We start from the raw sequence: 17,007 nt of genomic DNA on the forward strand, positions 1-17,007 counted from the left end.
GTTTACTTTTTATAGTATTCGCTTTGTTTCAATTGTTGCTCCTCGGCCTGCATTAAAGGTAATGCTTTTATCAATCTATCCATTTTTGGTCTTAGCGCAATCATATAGGCTAATAATGAAAGATCTATTACAAGGTATAATACATTTCCATTGGTATAGTAAATGACCAAAGCAAAGAGGGCCGGACCTTCCAAAAGTGCATACTGCAGAAGTAAAGCAATTTGGTAACGGGTTAATTTGGTGGTCAGAGTATCTTTTGGATGAATACTTTGAAGTTGTTTTTGGAACAAAAACTTGCTCAAAAAATAACCTAGAACAGCAATTGTAGGTACAATGTAAACGTATGGGTCTTTGGAATCCGCCCCTACGGTAAAGGAAGGGTTTTGAAAGTAGACAAACAGGGTGAAGGCTAGGAGCCCCATGGTTAGAGAACTATGAATAAGCGTAAGGGTACGCATATAGGATTTGATCTGCATAAAACGTTTTGATAACTGGCCTTCTTGCCGCTTCATATCTTGATATGCACTAAAATAGTTGTTTTAATCGAAAAGCAATTTCTTTAAGTGCCATTTATAAATTTTACACGAGATAGAATTATTTGGATGGTTTATTTATATTTTTAAGGCACAAGCAATTGAAACTCAAAAGACATGAATAGAAGAACTTTCAACACCAAATTATCCCAGGGCATAGTCGGAACGGCCCTGCTTAGTGGAATTCCTTTGGCATGTGCCATGGGTGGAGCACAGAATAAAAAGAAATTGGGTATCGCCCTTGTAGGGCTGGGTAGCTATAGTACCTACCAATTGGCCCCTGGGCTTCAGGATGCCGAACATTGTTATTTGGCGGGTATTGTTACAGGCACTCCTGAAAAGGAAAAAGTTTGGATGGAAAAATATGGGATACCTAAGGAAAACGTCTACAACTATGAGAACTTTGATTCAATTGCAAAAAATGATTCCATAGATATTGTATATGTGGTACTACCCAATAGTATGCATGCGGACTTTAGTATTCGAGCGGCCAGGGCAGGCAAACATGTTATTTGTGAAAAGCCCATGGCCATGAATGTGGAGGAATGCGATGCCATTATTGATGCCTGTAAGAAGTCTGGAGTTAAATTAAGTGTTGGGTATCGTATGCAATCGGATCCGTATACCAATGAGATTAAAAGACTGGTTAGCGAAAAACCATTTGGGAAGGTGATGTACGTATCTTCCGATGCCGGATATATTTCCAGGGGCAATCCAGAGCAATGGCGTTTAAATCGATCGCTATCTGGTGGAGGAGCATTAATGAATATGGGGGTCTATTCCATACAGAGCAATATATATGGTGTTGGCCATAACCCCATTTCGATTTCTGCCCAAGAATTCAGCACTCGTCCAGAATATTTTAAGGATACCGATGAATCGATTACCGCCCAAATGGAATTTCCGGATGGGACTGTCGGCCACATGTTTACATCGCACAATGCCAGTGCCAACCGTCTTTTTGTTTCCTTTGAAAAAGGATGGGTGGAACTTAATCCCTGTCATAGTTATGGACCAATATCAGGAAGGACATCGGAAGGAAATGAAATCAAGTATCCGCACCAAAGTCAACAAAAAGTACAAATGGATGATTTTGCCAAACACATTCTAATGGGCATCCCAAATGTAGCCCCAGGGGAAATGGGCAAACGGGATATGGTCATTGTAGAGGCCATTTACAAATCCATTGCAGGAGGAGGAAAGCGCATACCTTTGGATTTAGGTGATATGGGAATAGTGAAAAGGAATACTTAACCAAGCAAAGAACCACATACTTAAAATACTTGAGCTGATTTTCCATTCTTAGGAAATGAAGTACTCCGCTGTCGCAATAAATGCAGAGCGGTACACCTCTTCTTTTATTTCAATTCCCCAAGATTTCCTACATGTACAACGTCTCTTCCAGGTTTCCTAACCAGTGGGATACGCTTAATCATTCTTGGTAAAGAAATCTTTAATTAGACTTATCCTAAATAGTAACACTAAGTTAACCACTTTAACACAAGGTTAAAGTTATGCTAAAACAATGACCAATCTCAGTTAACATGTTTTGCGAACTCGACCGATACCTTTGAGACAGAATAATAACACTAAAAAACTTTAAAACAACATGAGAACACTTAAAAATTTATTGCTATGTACGGGAATCATTGCTTTGTCGTCTTGCGACAGATTGGATGATTTCATTGGAGATGGTGGTGGTGGCGATGACGAGCCTATGGGAACAATATTTGAAAACAAATCAAGTTTGGAACCCCTTGTCGCCTTAAAACCCCAATTCAATTTTGTCGATGCCTATTCTTTAATCAGTTCAACCGATATACTGGATGATGGTTTTCAATTTGTGGGAGCTGCGGATGGTGCCGGTTTTGTAGCAGATCCAAATAGTGATGGTTACCTGTATTTGGTAAATGCGGAGGATGATTATGCCGTTGCCAGAATTGAATTGGACAAATACTTGACACCAACAGGTGGGCAGTGGATGTTGAATTCCGGTGTTGCAGATTTTGCACGTCAGTGTTCGGGAACTATGTGGGAGGCCGATATTCACGGTGGAAGCATGGATTTATATCTTTCTGCATCTGAAAGCTTCAATTACGATGTTAAGGGTATAGATCCCTATCAAGCCGTGCCTACGCCAACGGCGGATTTTGGATTGGATGCTTTGGGCGAGTTTGCTTGGGAGAACGCCGTTCCATTACCTCAGGGAGCTTACATAGGCAAGACCGTTATTATAGGTGGAGATGATGACTCCAGTGGTTCGGAAGGACAAGTAACGTTATATTATTCCGAAAATGGCGATGCGGATTTAACAGGGGGAAAAGTATATGTACTTCGTTTGAAGCAAGTAGATTCCGGGGAGGTAGATGCTGATGGTAATCCTGTTGCTATGGATGTGGAACCCGGTGTAATTTATAATGAAGGCAACTTGGCATTTGGCGAAACCTATGATGTTGAGTTTGTAGAAATTGAAGATGGAGAAGCCTTAACAAAGGATGAAATGGAAGATGCTTGTGTAGCCGTACAAGCTACCGCCTTTATGCGTGTTGAGGATGTGGATTACCAAAAAGGCGATTCCGCTGCTAACAGGAACATATTCTTCGCTGTTACAGGAAGAGGCCCAGGAAGAGGTACCTATAACGATTGGGGTACGGTTTACAAGTTAGAATTGGATGTGGATTCACCGATGAGTGGTAAGTTGACCCAGATAATTTCCGGGAATACGGATACCAATAATATGGATGGCAACTTGGCTACTTTACAGAGTCCGGACAACATTACCGTAACCGAAAACTTTGTATATGTTCAAGAAGATCCAAACTCTTTCTCCAGAGGTCACTCGGCGTATATTTATCAGTCCGATTTAAGTGGTAACAATATCAAGGAAGTGTTGGAATTTGTAGTGCGTCAGGATTTGGATCCTACTGGAAGTACAGGCTTTAGTGGTGAATACGGTGCATTGGAGGACATTTCGGATAAAGTTGGGGAACCCAATACATTTTTACTGAATCTACAGCCTCATTACTGGCAAAGTGATGATTTCAAAAATGTAGATGGACACAATTTTGAAACACGTCCCGAATTTGAACCAGGTGGTTTCGCAAGGGAGGATAATCAAGGTGGGCAAATCGTTATTTTGCGAGGGTTACCTAGATAAGTGTAAACGATCAGAAATGAAGACCTCCATTGTACAATGGAGGTCTTTTCGTTATTCAAAAAATTGCTGAAATGGATAGATTAGTGCTTTCAATTTTTGTACTGGTGGTTTTCTTTGGGTGCAAACAAAACCCAAAATCAACAGTAGCTTACTTAGCTGAAGACGGGATTGACTGGAAACCCGTTCAAGATTATTATTTGGGTCACATTGTTACGGCACATTCCCTGCTGGACACGTTAGACAGTCTTCCCATGACCGGGGATAGAACACAGGAAGTCTTTACTGAAATCAGGAGAGAATTCAAACAGGCAGAACCCTATGCCTCCTATTTGAATCCCGAAGTTGGCCATAGGGCCAATGGACCGGCTTTGCCCATTGTGACCGATGACACACAACGCGTGCTACTACCGATAGGATTGCAGAAATTGGAGGAGAGTATATACGATGGTGAGGAGACCGAAGAACGTTATAGGGAGGAAATTTCAATTATGAAGGGGCTTTTGAAAAATCTTATGAATGGCGTAAAGAATCGAGATGTGACGCCACAACGTTTTTTTATTGCCACCCACCAACAATTGATGCGGATCATTAGTTTAAGTATTTCGGGATTTGATACTCCCGTAAGCTTATTGGGGCTTCAGGAAACGGTAGTTTCCTTGGAAAGTCTAAAGGAGACTTATGAGTTAAGTGTTCAACAACTCATTTTGAAAAACGACCCAAAATTGAATGCTAACTTCCTAGAAAACATAAAAAAAGCACAAGACTTCATAAGCGGAAACCTGGATTTCAATTCCTTTGATCGTTTCACTTTTATACGGGATTACATGAATCCTATTACTCGAAACTGGGTGGGGATCAGGGAAACCGCGGATATTTGGGAACCTGTGAACAACAAACCCTTTAACTTTGACGCTCCCACTTTTTTTGAGGACAATTCTTTTAACATCGCGTTTTTTACTCCTCCTATCAATAGAAACCCAACAGATAAAAGAATTGCGCTAGGCAAAAAGTTGTTTTTTGACCCCAACCTCTCCGAAAATGGTAAAATGGCCTGTGTTAGCTGTCATAACCCTGGTAAAGCCTGGGCAGATGGTTTGGTGGTAAATTATGATAAGGATGGAAATCCATTAGAACGAAATACACCGACATTAATTAATTCCGCCTTCCAAAAGAGCTTCTTTTGGGACGGGCGTTCTCCAAACCTTTTGGACCAGATTACATCGGTATTCACAAACGATAAAGAGTTTGACAGCTCCGTACATCAATTTTCTACTGAAATTTTGACGGACACCACCTATATATCTCTTTTTAAGCAAGCATATGGCGGTATTTCTGGGAGGAATACCGAAATTATTCGTGCTATTTCGTCCTATATTTCAACATTAAATGGTTTCAATTCCAAGTTTGATAGAAACATTAGGGGAGAGGAAGACACCTTTACAGAAGAGGAAAAGCTTGGGTTTAATCTTTATATGGGCAAGGCACTTTGTGCTACTTGCCACTTTATCCCTTTGACCAATGGCACCGTACCACCCTTTTTCAACGATCATGAAAAAGAGGTGATCGGGGTACCTGAAACGGCTGCGAACCAAAAATTGGATGATGATTTGGGATTTTATTGGCGGCATGAACAAAAGCTGGAAGTGCATCGCGGAATGTTTAAGACACCCACAGTCCGTAATGCCGAACTTACCGCCCCTTATATGCATAATGGAGTATACCGAACCTTGGAAGAAGTTATGGATTTTTATAACAAAGGTGGGGGAGGGGGAATGGGCTTCGATCTGGAATATCAGACGCTGCCGTTTGACGAGTTGAATCTGACGGTAAAGGAGCAAAAAGCAATCATTGCATTTATGAAGACATTGAGCGACACCAATATGCCTTATGACGAAGTCTATACCGAATCTGAAAACACCCTGTAACCTATTTTGAAAAACGCACCAAAACTTAAAGAATACCTAACACATCGTTAAAGCTTGATTGACATTAAAGGGTGAGTAAACCCTTAATTTCAAGGAAAATTTAAGAATACCGAAAAATGAAAAGAATCAATACAATTTCTAATCTCTGGCGCTTTGCAATTCCTCTGTTTGTATCCCTCCTGGTTTTTGCATGCAGCAAAAATGATGATGACCCAGTTGACTCGGATGGTAATGGGGATGCAATGAACGATGGGGATAATCAGGAAGAGACCTTGCCCAATCTTGTAGAGCTCGCTCAATCCGTGGATGTTTTGGAATATTTAGTGGAGGCTTTGGGGCAAGCTGATGCAGGTTTGGTAGAAGCACTTTCGGAAGAGGGCACAAACACAGTTTTTGCGCCGACCAATGATGCTTTTAAGGCACTGTTGGGCCAGTTGGAAGGATTTGAAAAATTGGAGGATTTTGATGAAGCTGCCGAAAAGGAACTGTTGGCCGAAATCTTAAAATACCATGTAGTCGGGGGTACTTCGGCATTTTCGGACGCTCTTTCGGACGGTACGGTCTTGGAAACCCTGCAAACAGAGGAACTAACTATCAAAGTTGATGCCACTGTACTTGTTCAGGACAAGACCGATGAGGATGCAGAAGTAGTAGGGGCCGATAATGAGGCTTCCAACGGTGTGGTGCATATTGTTGATAAAGTGCTTTTGCCACAAACTGTCCTAGATCAATTATATCCCAAACCTTCCCTAGTGGAATTGGTCAGCGAAACGGATGAGCTATCGTTGCTTCAAGATGCCGTTGTAAAAGCCAATTTGGTTGATGCCCTTAATGCAGAAGGGCCATTTACGGTATTTGCACCATCCAACACTGCAATAGAGGAGTTATTTGATCTCTTGGGCGACGATTACAACAGCTTTGATGATTTTGACAATATTATTGAACTTCAAATACTTGAGCAAATCCTACTATACCATGTAGTAATGGGGAATGTAGCTTCAAGCGAATTAGCTCCTGGAATGGTACCTACGTTGCTTACAGATAATAGTATTGAGGTAATTGCATCCGGCGATACTTTTGTAATCGGGGATGCCTCGGAGACTAACGCCAATATACTAGATGCGGATAAGGAGGCGTCCAATGGCACCGTCCATATTATAGACAAGATTCTCATTCCCCAAGAGGTCTATGATCTATTGGGCCTTTCGGGAGATCCGAGTGCCAAGACCATTGGCGAGTTGGTAGAGGAAACCGAAGGTTTTTCCTTTCTAAAAGAAGCTTTGGAGCTTACAGGGCTTTTGGATACTTTGGGAGAGGATGGGCCGTTCACGGTTTTTGCTCCTTCCGATGAAGCACTTTTTGGATTATTGGCCCTTTTAGGGGAGGGTTTGGGCAGTATAGAGGATTTTGATTCCGAATTTGAAATAAATCTGTTGCGCGATGTGCTATTGTATCATGTACTTCCCGGAATTGTCACTTCAGCCGATTTGGGGATCAGTACCACGGATACCTTGTCCGAAGGAAATTCCCTAGAAATCGTTTCTACTGATGAGGGATTCGGATTGGTCGATGCCACGGGTTTTCCAGCTAATTTTTTGACGACCGATATTCCGGCACAAAATGGTGTTATACATACCATAGACCGGGTTTTGGTACCACAGTCCGTTGTTGAAACAATTGCCACCGAGGCTACCAAGGCGGTAATGGCCTTTGTTGATTCACTGGATCTAGATCAAGACGATTTGGATTATGCCCAATGTTTATTGGTGCGTTATCACGAACTTTTCCAGGACGTTTTGCATGAGGAATTCACATTTTTCCTCCCTACCAATCAGGCCTTTTTGGATCTTTTTGCTTCCTTGGACGGATATGATTCCCTAGCGGATTTTGACACCCCTGAGGATATAGAGATTTTAGCCACCATTTTGTCCTATCATTTTATAGAAAACACAAAATTGACCTCGGGACAATTAAGTGATGGTCAGACGGCTACTACCTTACAAGGCGAGGAATTGATGGTCGGCATAAACGGTGGTGTATCCATTTTGGACAAGACCGGTGAGCCCGCCAACGTGACCTCTCCGGATGCGGAAGTATTGAATGGCGTTATCCACATCATAGATAAGGTATTATTGCCCCAAGAAATTTTGGAAGCCCTTTCGTCCTAAAACTTTTCAAAAACCCCTAGTCCAAACAGCGCGAAATCGTATTTCACAGGGTCTAGGGGGTCTAACCTACGTAGGGTTTTGTCCAATTCGGTTACGGCCTTGGCATCGTTTTGTTTTCGTTTCAATAGCTTTAACCTTCTGGCCACGTTACCGGAATGCACATCCAAAGGACAGGACAACTGTGATGGCTTTAAGGTCTTCCATAAACCAAAATCAACTCCTGTACTATTGTTTCTTACCATCCATCTTAGGAACATATTGATGCGTTTTGCCGCCGAACCTTTTTCCGGATTACTAATGTGTTTTGTGGTTCGGTTTAGATGGGGCAGCTCAAAAAAAACCTGTTTCAAAGCTGTGATGGCGGGTTGCAGTGAATCTGGTTCGGCATTTTTGACGAATACCCTTTCCAGCCCATCATGTTGCTTATAGATGTTTTGTAGGCTCTTTATGAAATAGATAAAATCGATTCCGTTAAAGGTCCTATGGACAAAACCGGATAGCTTTTCCAAATCACTTTCTTGGTGGTTCTTCACAAAGTCGGCCGGGGCATTGTCAAGAAGCTCCATCATCGTGGTTGCATTGTTGATAATACTTTTACGATTTCCCCAGGCTATTGTCGCCGTTAGGAACCCACAGATTTCAATATCCTCCTTCCGCGAGAACCTATGGGGGATTTGAAGGGGATCCGTTTCCAAAAATCGAGGGTGGTTATAGTAATCCACCTTGGCATCCAAAAACTCCTTTAATTCGGTTTTGTTCATTCTATTGGGATGTCTAGCGTTTTAAAAAGTAGTACTGGCATCACTAAGATCAGGTTATAGCAGGCATGCAATACTATCGCCCAAACAAGGCCAAATCGTATTCGAATATATCCCAAAATAGCACCTACCACCAATTGTGGTGCAACAAGAATAGGCGAAAGTAAAAGGTTGGTAAAGCGCATTTCAAAATTGGTAATATGATAAAACCCAAAAGTTAGGGTAAAGACATAGAAAATATAAGGAAACTGTCTTTTTTGCTTAAAAAAGCTCAAAGGTGCCCTGAAAACAAATTCTTCTAAAATTGGGGCCGCGATTACGGCTCCCAGCAGTACCAGAAAAAGAGAATGGCGTTCAAAGAAATCATCGACCGCATGTTTTCCAAAATCCAGATTAAAAATAACCTGAATTCCACCAATTAACCAACCCAGGATAAAACTCAAAGCCAAGGAAATCCATAACAACCTAAAAAAAACACCAACTCGATACTTAAAATCCCTGTTTTCATCGATTCGGTATGTGGGATACTTTAAAAAGATGAGAAGTTCACGGAGCATAGAAAATCAGTTGGGCCGAGCTTTTGGGTAATTGGCACGTATTTAGCTATTGTGAAGGCATAGCTTTTTGGGAATTGGTAATACGTCCATCCACCATAGTAAGCTTGCGATCGGCCATATCAGCAAGTTCCTTGTTATGGGTAACGATTACGAAGGTCTGGCCAAATTTATCCCGCAACTCAAAAAACAATTGATGCAGGTTGTCCGCGCTTTCGGAATCCAAATTTCCACTGGGTTCATCCGCAAAAATAATAGAGGGATCGTTGACAAGCGCTCGGGCTACGGCAACCCGCTGCTGCTCGCCTCCCGAAAGCTCATTAGGCTTATGGTGGTATCTATCGGAAAGCCCTAGGAAATCCAAAAGTTCCTTGGCCTTTTTCTCTGCTATCTTTTTAGGCGTGTCTTTGATAAATGCAGGGATACAGACGTTTTCGAGTGCAGTGAACTCCGGAAGGAGTTGGTGAAACTGAAAAATAAAACCAATATGTTCGTTCCTGAACTTGGCGAGTTCCTTGTCCGAAAGGCTTTTGGTATCCACGCCGTTGATCAAAAGTTCGCCATCCTTCTTGTTGGATTGCTCGTCTAAAGTCCCCAATATTTGCAATAAGGTAGTTTTACCGGCACCGGAGGCGCCCACTATGGAAACAATTTCACCTTTATCTATGCTAATATCAACTCCTTTTAAAACTTGGAGTTCCCCATACGACTTTTGAATTTGGACGGCTTTGATCATGGATAACATCTTAACACTGCTCGAAAGTAAACATTAACCCCAACAATGCAAAAGCAGGAGAAACTTAATAAAGAAGCTTTCGAACGAAGAAGAGAATAGTAGTTGGCAGAACTTTTTATTTTTAGTACGCTAATAATGCGTTAATTTGCGGTTTTAGAAGTTTAAAAAATAGTTTTGTTCACACTTTTAAAATAACATTGAACAAAAATAAACATAGGTATGGAGCCTTATCAAAATTTAGAGGAATACAACTTGGAAATCACAAATGATGTTAAGGAACGCTTTTCCAAGATTATTTCGGAAATCGGCGAGGATGTTGATCGGGAAGGTCTGGTAAAAACTCCGGAAAGGGCGGCCAAGGCCATGTTGTTCCTCACCCAGGGTTATAAACAGGATGCGGCTGCTATCCTTAAGAGTGCCATGTTCAAGGAGTCTTACAACGAAATGGTCATTGTAAAGGACATTGAAATCTATTCCTTGTGTGAGCATCACATGCTTCCCTTTTTTGGGAAGGCCCATATTGCCTATATCCCGAACGGGCATATTGTTGGATTGAGCAAACTACCTAGGATCGTGGATGTTTTTGCGCGTAGGCTGCAGGTCCAGGAGCGTCTCACCGAACAGGTTTTGGATTGTATAAATGATACCTTAAAACCTCAAGGAGTGGCCGTTGTAATTGAGGCAGCACACATGTGCATGATGATGCGGGGGGTCCAAAAACAAAACTCGGTTACCACTACTTCCGGATTTCGGGGATCTTTTAAGAACGAGGAAACCCGGAACGAGTTTTTAAAACTGATCAGTTCCAGTCTTTCCTGAAGGATGACCTTACCTTAAAGCAAAATGTTTTGGGAACTTCATTTTTCCTTGGCATCTTTATTGCTTTAGAGTAAGTAATGTTTACTTTTAAATCATGTCAAAAATCAAGGATAAAAAATACAAAACACTTCTCTTAGGATTACTGTTCGATGGTATAGGAATGCTTTCTTTTGCGATACCCTTAATTGGTGACTTCTCGGATATTATTTGGGCTCCGATTTCGGCCTGGCTTATGACCCGAATGTATAAAGGGAAAATTGGTCAGGCGGCTGCAGTTTTCAACTTTATCGAAGAAATAATTCCAGGAATGGATATTATTCCCTCATTTACCATCATGTGGTTTTACACTTATGTTTTTAAAGGAAAGGGGAAACGAAAGGTAATCGAAACCAAATAAGGGAAACAACGCACCACTAATCCCATACCGAATACCAATAGGCTTTTTTCATCGCATATTAACACTATGATGTAATCCAGGTTACTTTTCCCAAAAGTAAAAATCCTAACTTTAGACATTCCGAAATAAATGAATCCATGAATAGGAGAAAGTTTGTTAAAAAGACCACTTTGGCCGCAATGACTGGAATTGTAGGTAGTGATATTGTTTTCGGTTCGGTTGCGCCAGAAGGGTATCTACCACTTTTGTTTCAAGATCCGGATCCTTTTAAGCTATTCGATAAGGACAGTGAAATGGTCGTTTTGAACGACAGGCCTTGGAATATGGAAGCCCGGGCCCATTTACTGGATGATAAGATAACACCTTCCAAATACATGTTTATTCGCAACAATGGACTGATTCCGGAGGACATTGATTTAGAAAATTGGGTTTTGAAGATAGATGGAGAATCGGTCAAACAAATCAAAAGTTACTCCTTACAGGATTTGAAATCCAAATTCAAACACTATACCTATCAATTAACTTTGGAATGTGGAGGAAATGGGCGAAGTGAATTCAATCCTCCGGCAAAAGGGAATCAATGGACCATTGGTGCTGTTTCCTGTGCTGAATGGACGGGGGTAAGGCTTAAGGACGTGCTGGAAGATGTAGGTATTAAGGATGACGCGGTGTATTTGGGATATCATGCGGCCGATCTTCATTTAAGTAGAAATCCAGAAAAAGAACCTATTTCAAGAGGTGTGCCTATTCTCAAAGCAATGCAGGATGAGACCCTATTGGCCTTTGCCATGAACGGAAAGGATACTCCTTTAGTCCATGGCTACCCTTTGCGCCTTGTGGCGGGAGGTTGGCCGGCTTCCGCCTCAGGTAAATGGATAAACCGTTTAAGCATTAGAAATATAGTACACGACGGGCCCAAAATGGGCGGTAGCTCTTACCGAGTACCCTGCAGCCCGGTGGCACCTGGCACAAAAGTAGCCGATGAGGATATGTGTATCATTGAGTCCATGCCGGTAAAATCATTGATTACCTACCCAAAATCCGGAGCAATGATTTCCGAAGGAAAAAAATTGAATATCCGAGGCCATGCTTGGGCGGGGGAATTAGAGGTAGAAAAAATGGAATATTCCATTGATTTTGGATCTACATGGAAAACCTGTAATTTGGAAAGGCCGGTCAACCGGTTGGCATGGCAGCATTTCTCCACAAAAATCGATTTTCCAAAAAAAGGTTACTATGAGATATGGGCCCGGGCAACGGATTCCAAAGGTACTTCCCAGCCTATGCTGCTACCAGGGTGGAACCCAAAGGGTTATCTGAACAACGCTTGTCATAGGATTGCCATAAAAGTAGTTTGATGGGAAATGTACACAAAACATATAGAAAGCGTGCCCGAAGACTCTATCGTATACTAATTGTGATAAGCGTGTTGGTTCTTATTACTGCTATTGCCGCATTCTATCTTTACGGGGATGGGAATGCATCAAAAGGCAACCCTGAATATTCAGATCCCACCGATGCCAGAGAAGTGGGCCAATTGGAAAAAAGTATCGATTCGGTTTCAGGATTTATTAAAGCACCGGGTTTACGGGAGACCATTATAAATTGCACCCCTTGTCATTCGGCCCAATTGGTTACCCAAAATCGCATGACCAAAGAAGGGTGGCTCTCCACCATCCGTTGGATGCAAAAAACACAAAACTTGTGGGATTTGGGTGAGAATGAACCCATTATTTTAGAATATCTAGCTGCTAATTATGCTCCGGTGGAAAAAGGTAGGAGGGAAAATTTGGAGGTTGAGGAGTGGTACGTATTGGAAGAATAGCGAATAAAGAGACTAATTGAACCGTTGGATACGTGAATAATAATATGGAAAAGTATGTGGACGCTTTTTTGCATTCTTTTTTGGGTACCTTGGAATGGACCTGGAAATCCATAATCTTAGAAGTTCCTTGGTATACCAATTTCTTTTGGGGTATAATCGGTATATCCCTTTTGGTATGGCTACTTGAGATTCTATTTCCCTGGCGTAAAGAGCAATCCATTTTCAGAAAGGATTTTTGGCTGGATGCTTTTTATATCTTTTTCAACTTTTTTATTTTTTCTATTGCCATAAGTGGGTTTTATAAAGTATTGGAATTGATTTTTATAGACTTAGGAATTTCAATTAAAGATTTAACTGTATTTCATTTAAACACCTTGCCCTTATGGGCCCAATTGTTGATCTTTTTTGTGGTATTGGATTTTGTGCAGTGGTTTACCCATATCCTTTTGCATAAGTTTAGCTTCTTATGGCGGTTCCATAAAATACACCATAGCGTTAAGGAAATGGGTTTCGCCGCACATATGCGGTATCATTGGATGGAGAACATTCTATACAAGCCGTTAAAAACTTTTGGGATTATGCTTTTGGGCGGTTTTGAGCCGGAACAAGCATATATCGTCCATTTCGCTGCCATAAGTATTGGCCATTTGAACCATGCAAACTTAAAATTGACCTGGGGCCCCTTGAAGTATGTCTTAAACAATCCGGTTATGCATTTGTATCATCATGCCTATACCTTGCCTGAGGGTAAATACGGGGTGAATTTTGGGATTAGTCTGAGTATCTGGGATTACCTGTTTAAAAGCAACTATATTCCCGAAGATAGTGGATCGATACCCTTAGGCTTTAAGGGCGATGAAAATATCCCCAAGGGATTCTTAGGTCAGTTCCTGTATGGATTCCTTAAGCGCAAAAACCTTGAGAAGGAATAATCAATCCCAAGGTTTGCGCTATAAAAAAATCCAACTTCTATTCTATGACTACAGTAAATGTCTCTGTTATATCCGTTTCCCCAGCTGCATCTGCCAAAGTTCCATCGTTTGGTTTTTTGGGCTCGTGGCGCAGTGTAACGGCCAAGGTTCCAGTACTGGCATCTGTGGTTGTAAGCTCAAATAGTATTCCCACGGGATTTGTTGTTGTGAAATTCTCACCAGTTTCAGCGGATACATAATCAGATTCATCATCTGCATAGTCAACTGTGGCATTTAAGCCACCGCCCACAATAAAGAAATACTGGTGCTCGTTGGCCTCTCCCTCAATTTCTTCATTTACATTTTCAACAGGGGTTTCGGTCTCGTTCAATAGCACTATACTACCCACATAAGAAGTGTTGGCGGCGAGGTTTCCGGATACGCTGACCTCTGGTGGGTTGGGCCCATCGGCATCGATGTCCCGGGTTTGCAAGGCAACCGTAGTACCGCCACCTTCTGGGACCAAGGTAATGGTCATGGTGGTTATTACTTCTTGTTCGTTTATTTGTTCCGGGGCATCATCGTCATCGGAACAGGAAACCAGAAGCACAAAGATTAAAGTAAATAATGATATATAATTTGATATTTTCACGATCGTAGTATGTTTAGTATTAATAATTAAGTTTTAATTGTAAAATGAAATTTCGGCCCAAATCGTCTGCGAAAAAACGCTGACGATTTAAGTAATCCCTATAATTGGTATTCAATACATTGTTTACCGTAAGCCTAGTGGTAAGCTTGGTAGAACTTCCCAGGGGAAACTCCAATTTTGAATCGAAGACCAATACATGGTAAGCTTCCGGAGGGGTGTTGATTTCCAGTACCACATCCTGCTGTTGTTCTGGTGAAAAAACCGTGACATTCGGTGGAAACTCATTTTGTCTAAAGACATAATTACTTTCCAGGGAAGCCTCAAAATTTCGCCATTCCGGTCGGGCGAATTTTAGCTTGTTCCTAAAATTAGCAGCCGGAATATTGATTAGGGCCAGATTGTTTTCAATGTCATTACCCTTGACCAAGGAAAATTGATGTTCCGTTCTCCAATGATCCGTCCAATCCACATAAGCATTGGCATCGATACCCAATAATCGGGCATCGGTCTGGCGATAACCCCAAACCGGAAATGCACCTCGGATCGTGAATTCTACCCCGGTGGGTTCCAGTAGAATAAAATCCTTTATGAAATTGGCGTAGGGTTCCAAGGTAAAGCCCCAGCGGTCAAAATCCCGCTCCATGGATGCCGAAACCTTGTGTGATGTTTCGCTGTCAATTCTCAAATCGCCCAACTCAATTCTAGCTGCTGAATGATGAAGGCCATCGCTGAACAATTCCGATGGATTGGGTGCCCGTTGAGAAAGGGCATAGTTGAACCGAAAGATATTTTGATTTTCATCAAAATAGCGTAGACCCGCTGTAGCCGAGAAGTTATGGTAATCAAACACCGGATTGGTAAGTATTTGGTTTCCGGCATTTTCAACAATAAAATCCTGGAATTCCTGATCATATCCCCGTTCCGCCCAACGCGAGTTCAGATAGAATTTTTGAGCATCTATCCGAGTAAAGTCATAGCGGAAACCTGCGTCGATCAACAACTTGTCCGATAGCTGATATTCCCCGATAAGAAAACCACCCAAATCGTACTTTTCATAATCGGGTATCAAACGCCTGACCCCTGTATCCGGATTGGCAAAATTATCCTGATACCTACCCAAAACCCCAAAGTGCAATTGGGACTTCTGTTTTGCGTCCCATTTAAAATCCACCCCCAAGGTGTGGGTGGTCAATTCCAAATCAATAGAGGCCCTATCGTCCGAATCACCGCGGCGTATGTCATATTCGAACCTTCGGTTCACTTGGACATCATATTGAAAGTTTAATTTTCCCAATCCCTCAAAACGTTTGTAGAACTTTAATTTTCCTAAATGGTGGAAGACCTCTTGCCTCGGATTTTGAAGGTCGTAGGTAAAAGGTCTTATTACTTCGGGCTGGCCGCTATTGATACCGCGTATTAAATCGTCTACGTTCCCAATATGGGATGCACGCAGAATAGCAATTTCTGCGTTGTAATAAGAATAATTGGCGTCCCAACCCCAGGTGAACAATCGCTTTCCAAACCGAAGGGAGGCACCTACTTCCCGTATTCCAGTGTTGGACAAGACATAGTCTGGAGCTTCCTGGTCACCCAGACGCTTGTACGAACCCTGTCCCTTTAGAAACCAACCTTTATCAAAAACCTTGGTAAGTTCAGAAGTGATGTTACCACCCCTACCGTTGGACATTCCATTCAACAGTGTTTTCCCAAAAAGCGTATCCTTTGCCGGAATCCGAGCCTGTTCCATAAGAATAACCCCACCAATGGCATCGCCCCCATATTGCAGGGCGGCCGCACCCTTTATGACCGAAATAGAACCGGTAGAATTAATATCCACGTTCGGGGCGTGCTCATCGCCCCATTCCATGTCCTGCATGCGGACCTCGTTGTTCAAAATCAGCACGCGACTTCCATTAAGGCCATGTATGGCCGGCTTCACAATAGTGGCTCCGGTGTTCAAGGAGGAGACCCCGCTTAGCTCCCTAAGCGCATCCCCTAAACTTCCACTGCTAAACTGTTCCAAGGTCTGCTGCCTCAATACCACCTCCTGCGCGGAATTTGTTTTGAGAACTACGGCATCGCCCACCACCTTTACCTCGTCCAACTCTTCAAGATGATGTTCCAATTTAATGTCCAATTCGGTTTGGGTCTCAGCGATTTCCACTTTTATAAATTGGGTAATACAAGCCTCGTGGGATACTTCCAGCTCCAGAGACCCCATACAAATGGAATTCAACTCGAACTTTCCTTCGTCATTGGTATATACTATGTTAGTATCACCAGAAATTTGGACGGCCGCCCCTTCCAAGGGCATACCATCATGAAAATCAATTACCGTACCCGATAGCGTATTGGAGCAATCCTGTGCAATAACATTAGAGAAAGATACTACCAAGAGCAGTACCGCAAACAAACGTTTCATGAGTTATTCATATAGTTAGAAAATAGCTTCGACCAAAATAGAAAAGGACGGGAAGCTTTAGGGAGCCCAAACTATACTTGGAGGTGGCCTGCAATAATTCTTGGCTACAAAACTCTTGGAAATGGTTGAAATATAAGAGTTGTAATTAAG

15 protein-coding genes are annotated in these 17,007 nt (G+C 42.1%); 9 read left to right on the forward strand and 6 right to left on the reverse strand.

The window, feature by feature from the left end; genetic code table 11:
- Positions 1-2 precede the first annotated feature (2 nt).
- Positions 3-512, reverse strand: coding sequence for a hypothetical protein (locus ACP2AF_RS14645; protein WP_425236897.1), 510 nt, complete (start codon positions 510-512; stop codon positions 3-5).
- Positions 513-650: 138 nt separating this feature from the next.
- Between ACP2AF_RS14645 and ACP2AF_RS14650 the strand changes: the two genes are divergently transcribed.
- From ACP2AF_RS14650 to ACP2AF_RS14665, 4 genes are all read left to right on the forward strand, one after another.
- Complete coding sequence (locus tag ACP2AF_RS14650; protein WP_425236898.1) at positions 651-1,787, forward strand: Gfo/Idh/MocA family protein; 1,137 nt, start codon at positions 651-653, stop codon at positions 1,785-1,787.
- A 355-nt stretch (positions 1,788-2,142) separates the two neighbouring features.
- Positions 2,143-3,690, forward strand: a complete 1,548-nt coding sequence (locus tag ACP2AF_RS14655; RefSeq protein WP_425236899.1) for a hypothetical protein — start codon at positions 2,143-2,145, stop codon at positions 3,688-3,690.
- Positions 3,691-3,761: 71 nt separating this feature from the next.
- A complete protein-coding gene (locus tag ACP2AF_RS14660; protein ID WP_425236900.1) occupies positions 3,762-5,615 on the forward strand; it encodes a cytochrome-c peroxidase in 1,854 nt (617 codons plus the stop codon).
- A gap of 116 nt (positions 5,616-5,731) precedes the next feature.
- Positions 5,732-7,783, forward strand: a complete 2,052-nt coding sequence (locus ACP2AF_RS14665) for a fasciclin domain-containing protein (RefSeq protein WP_425236901.1) — start codon at positions 5,732-5,734, stop codon at positions 7,781-7,783.
- On the opposite strand, the gene ACP2AF_RS14670 is transcribed toward ACP2AF_RS14665, so the two are convergent.
- From ACP2AF_RS14670 to ACP2AF_RS14680, 3 genes are read right to left on the reverse strand one after another with little or no spacing between them, the layout of a single operon-like run.
- Entirely contained in the window at positions 7,780-8,544 is a 765-nt protein-coding gene (locus ACP2AF_RS14670) for a TIGR02757 family protein (protein WP_425236902.1), read from the reverse strand. The genes ACP2AF_RS14665 and ACP2AF_RS14670 overlap by 4 nt on opposite strands.
- A complete protein-coding gene (locus ACP2AF_RS14675; RefSeq protein WP_425236903.1) occupies positions 8,541-9,098 on the reverse strand; it encodes a CPBP family intramembrane glutamic endopeptidase in 558 nt (185 codons plus the stop codon). The genes ACP2AF_RS14670 and ACP2AF_RS14675 overlap by 4 nt, the downstream gene beginning before the upstream one ends.
- A 46-nt stretch (positions 9,099-9,144) precedes the next feature.
- On the reverse strand, positions 9,145-9,831 hold the full coding sequence (locus tag ACP2AF_RS14680; RefSeq protein WP_425236904.1) for an ABC transporter ATP-binding protein: 687 nt from the start codon (positions 9,829-9,831) through the stop codon (positions 9,145-9,147).
- Between the two features lie 219 nt (positions 9,832-10,050).
- Between ACP2AF_RS14680 and folE the strand changes: the two genes are divergently transcribed.
- The 5 genes from folE (at position 10,051) to ACP2AF_RS14705 (ending at position 13,804) form a co-directional block, all read left to right on the forward strand.
- Entirely contained in the window at positions 10,051-10,650 is a 600-nt protein-coding gene (folE, locus tag ACP2AF_RS14685; RefSeq protein WP_425236905.1) for a GTP cyclohydrolase I FolE, read from the forward strand.
- 94 nt (positions 10,651-10,744) lie between these two features.
- The gene (locus ACP2AF_RS14690) at positions 10,745-11,047 is read left to right on the forward strand and encodes a hypothetical protein (RefSeq protein ID WP_425236906.1); all 303 of its coding nucleotides are present in this window, start codon (positions 10,745-10,747) and stop codon (positions 11,045-11,047) included.
- 137 nt (positions 11,048-11,184) lie between these two features.
- Positions 11,185-12,405, forward strand: a complete 1,221-nt coding sequence (locus ACP2AF_RS14695; RefSeq protein ID WP_425236907.1) for a sulfite oxidase — start codon at positions 11,185-11,187, stop codon at positions 12,403-12,405.
- Positions 12,405-12,872 (forward strand): monoheme cytochrome C, encoded by a 468-nt coding sequence (locus ACP2AF_RS14700; protein WP_425236908.1) that lies wholly within the window; start codon positions 12,405-12,407, stop codon positions 12,870-12,872. Before ACP2AF_RS14695 ends, ACP2AF_RS14700 begins: the two co-directional genes overlap by 1 nt.
- A gap of 44 nt (positions 12,873-12,916) precedes the next feature.
- Positions 12,917-13,804: a sterol desaturase family protein gene (locus ACP2AF_RS14705; protein WP_425238035.1), complete on the forward strand. Its 888-nt coding sequence runs from the start codon at positions 12,917-12,919 to the stop codon at positions 13,802-13,804.
- 37 nt (positions 13,805-13,841) lie between these two features.
- Here the strand turns inward: ACP2AF_RS14705 and ACP2AF_RS14710 are convergent, their stop codons facing one another.
- Both ACP2AF_RS14710 and ACP2AF_RS14715 read right to left on the reverse strand, forming a co-directional pair.
- A complete protein-coding gene (locus ACP2AF_RS14710; protein ID WP_425236909.1) occupies positions 13,842-14,435 on the reverse strand; it encodes a type 1 periplasmic binding fold superfamily protein in 594 nt (197 codons plus the stop codon).
- Between the two features lie 19 nt (positions 14,436-14,454).
- A complete protein-coding gene (locus ACP2AF_RS14715) occupies positions 14,455-16,857 on the reverse strand; it encodes a TonB-dependent receptor (protein WP_425236910.1) in 2,403 nt (800 codons plus the stop codon).
- Positions 16,858-17,007 lie beyond the last annotated feature (150 nt).

This window comes from Ulvibacterium sp. (assembly GCF_965248315.1).
Classification (GTDB): domain Bacteria; phylum Bacteroidota; class Bacteroidia; order Flavobacteriales; family Flavobacteriaceae; genus Ulvibacterium.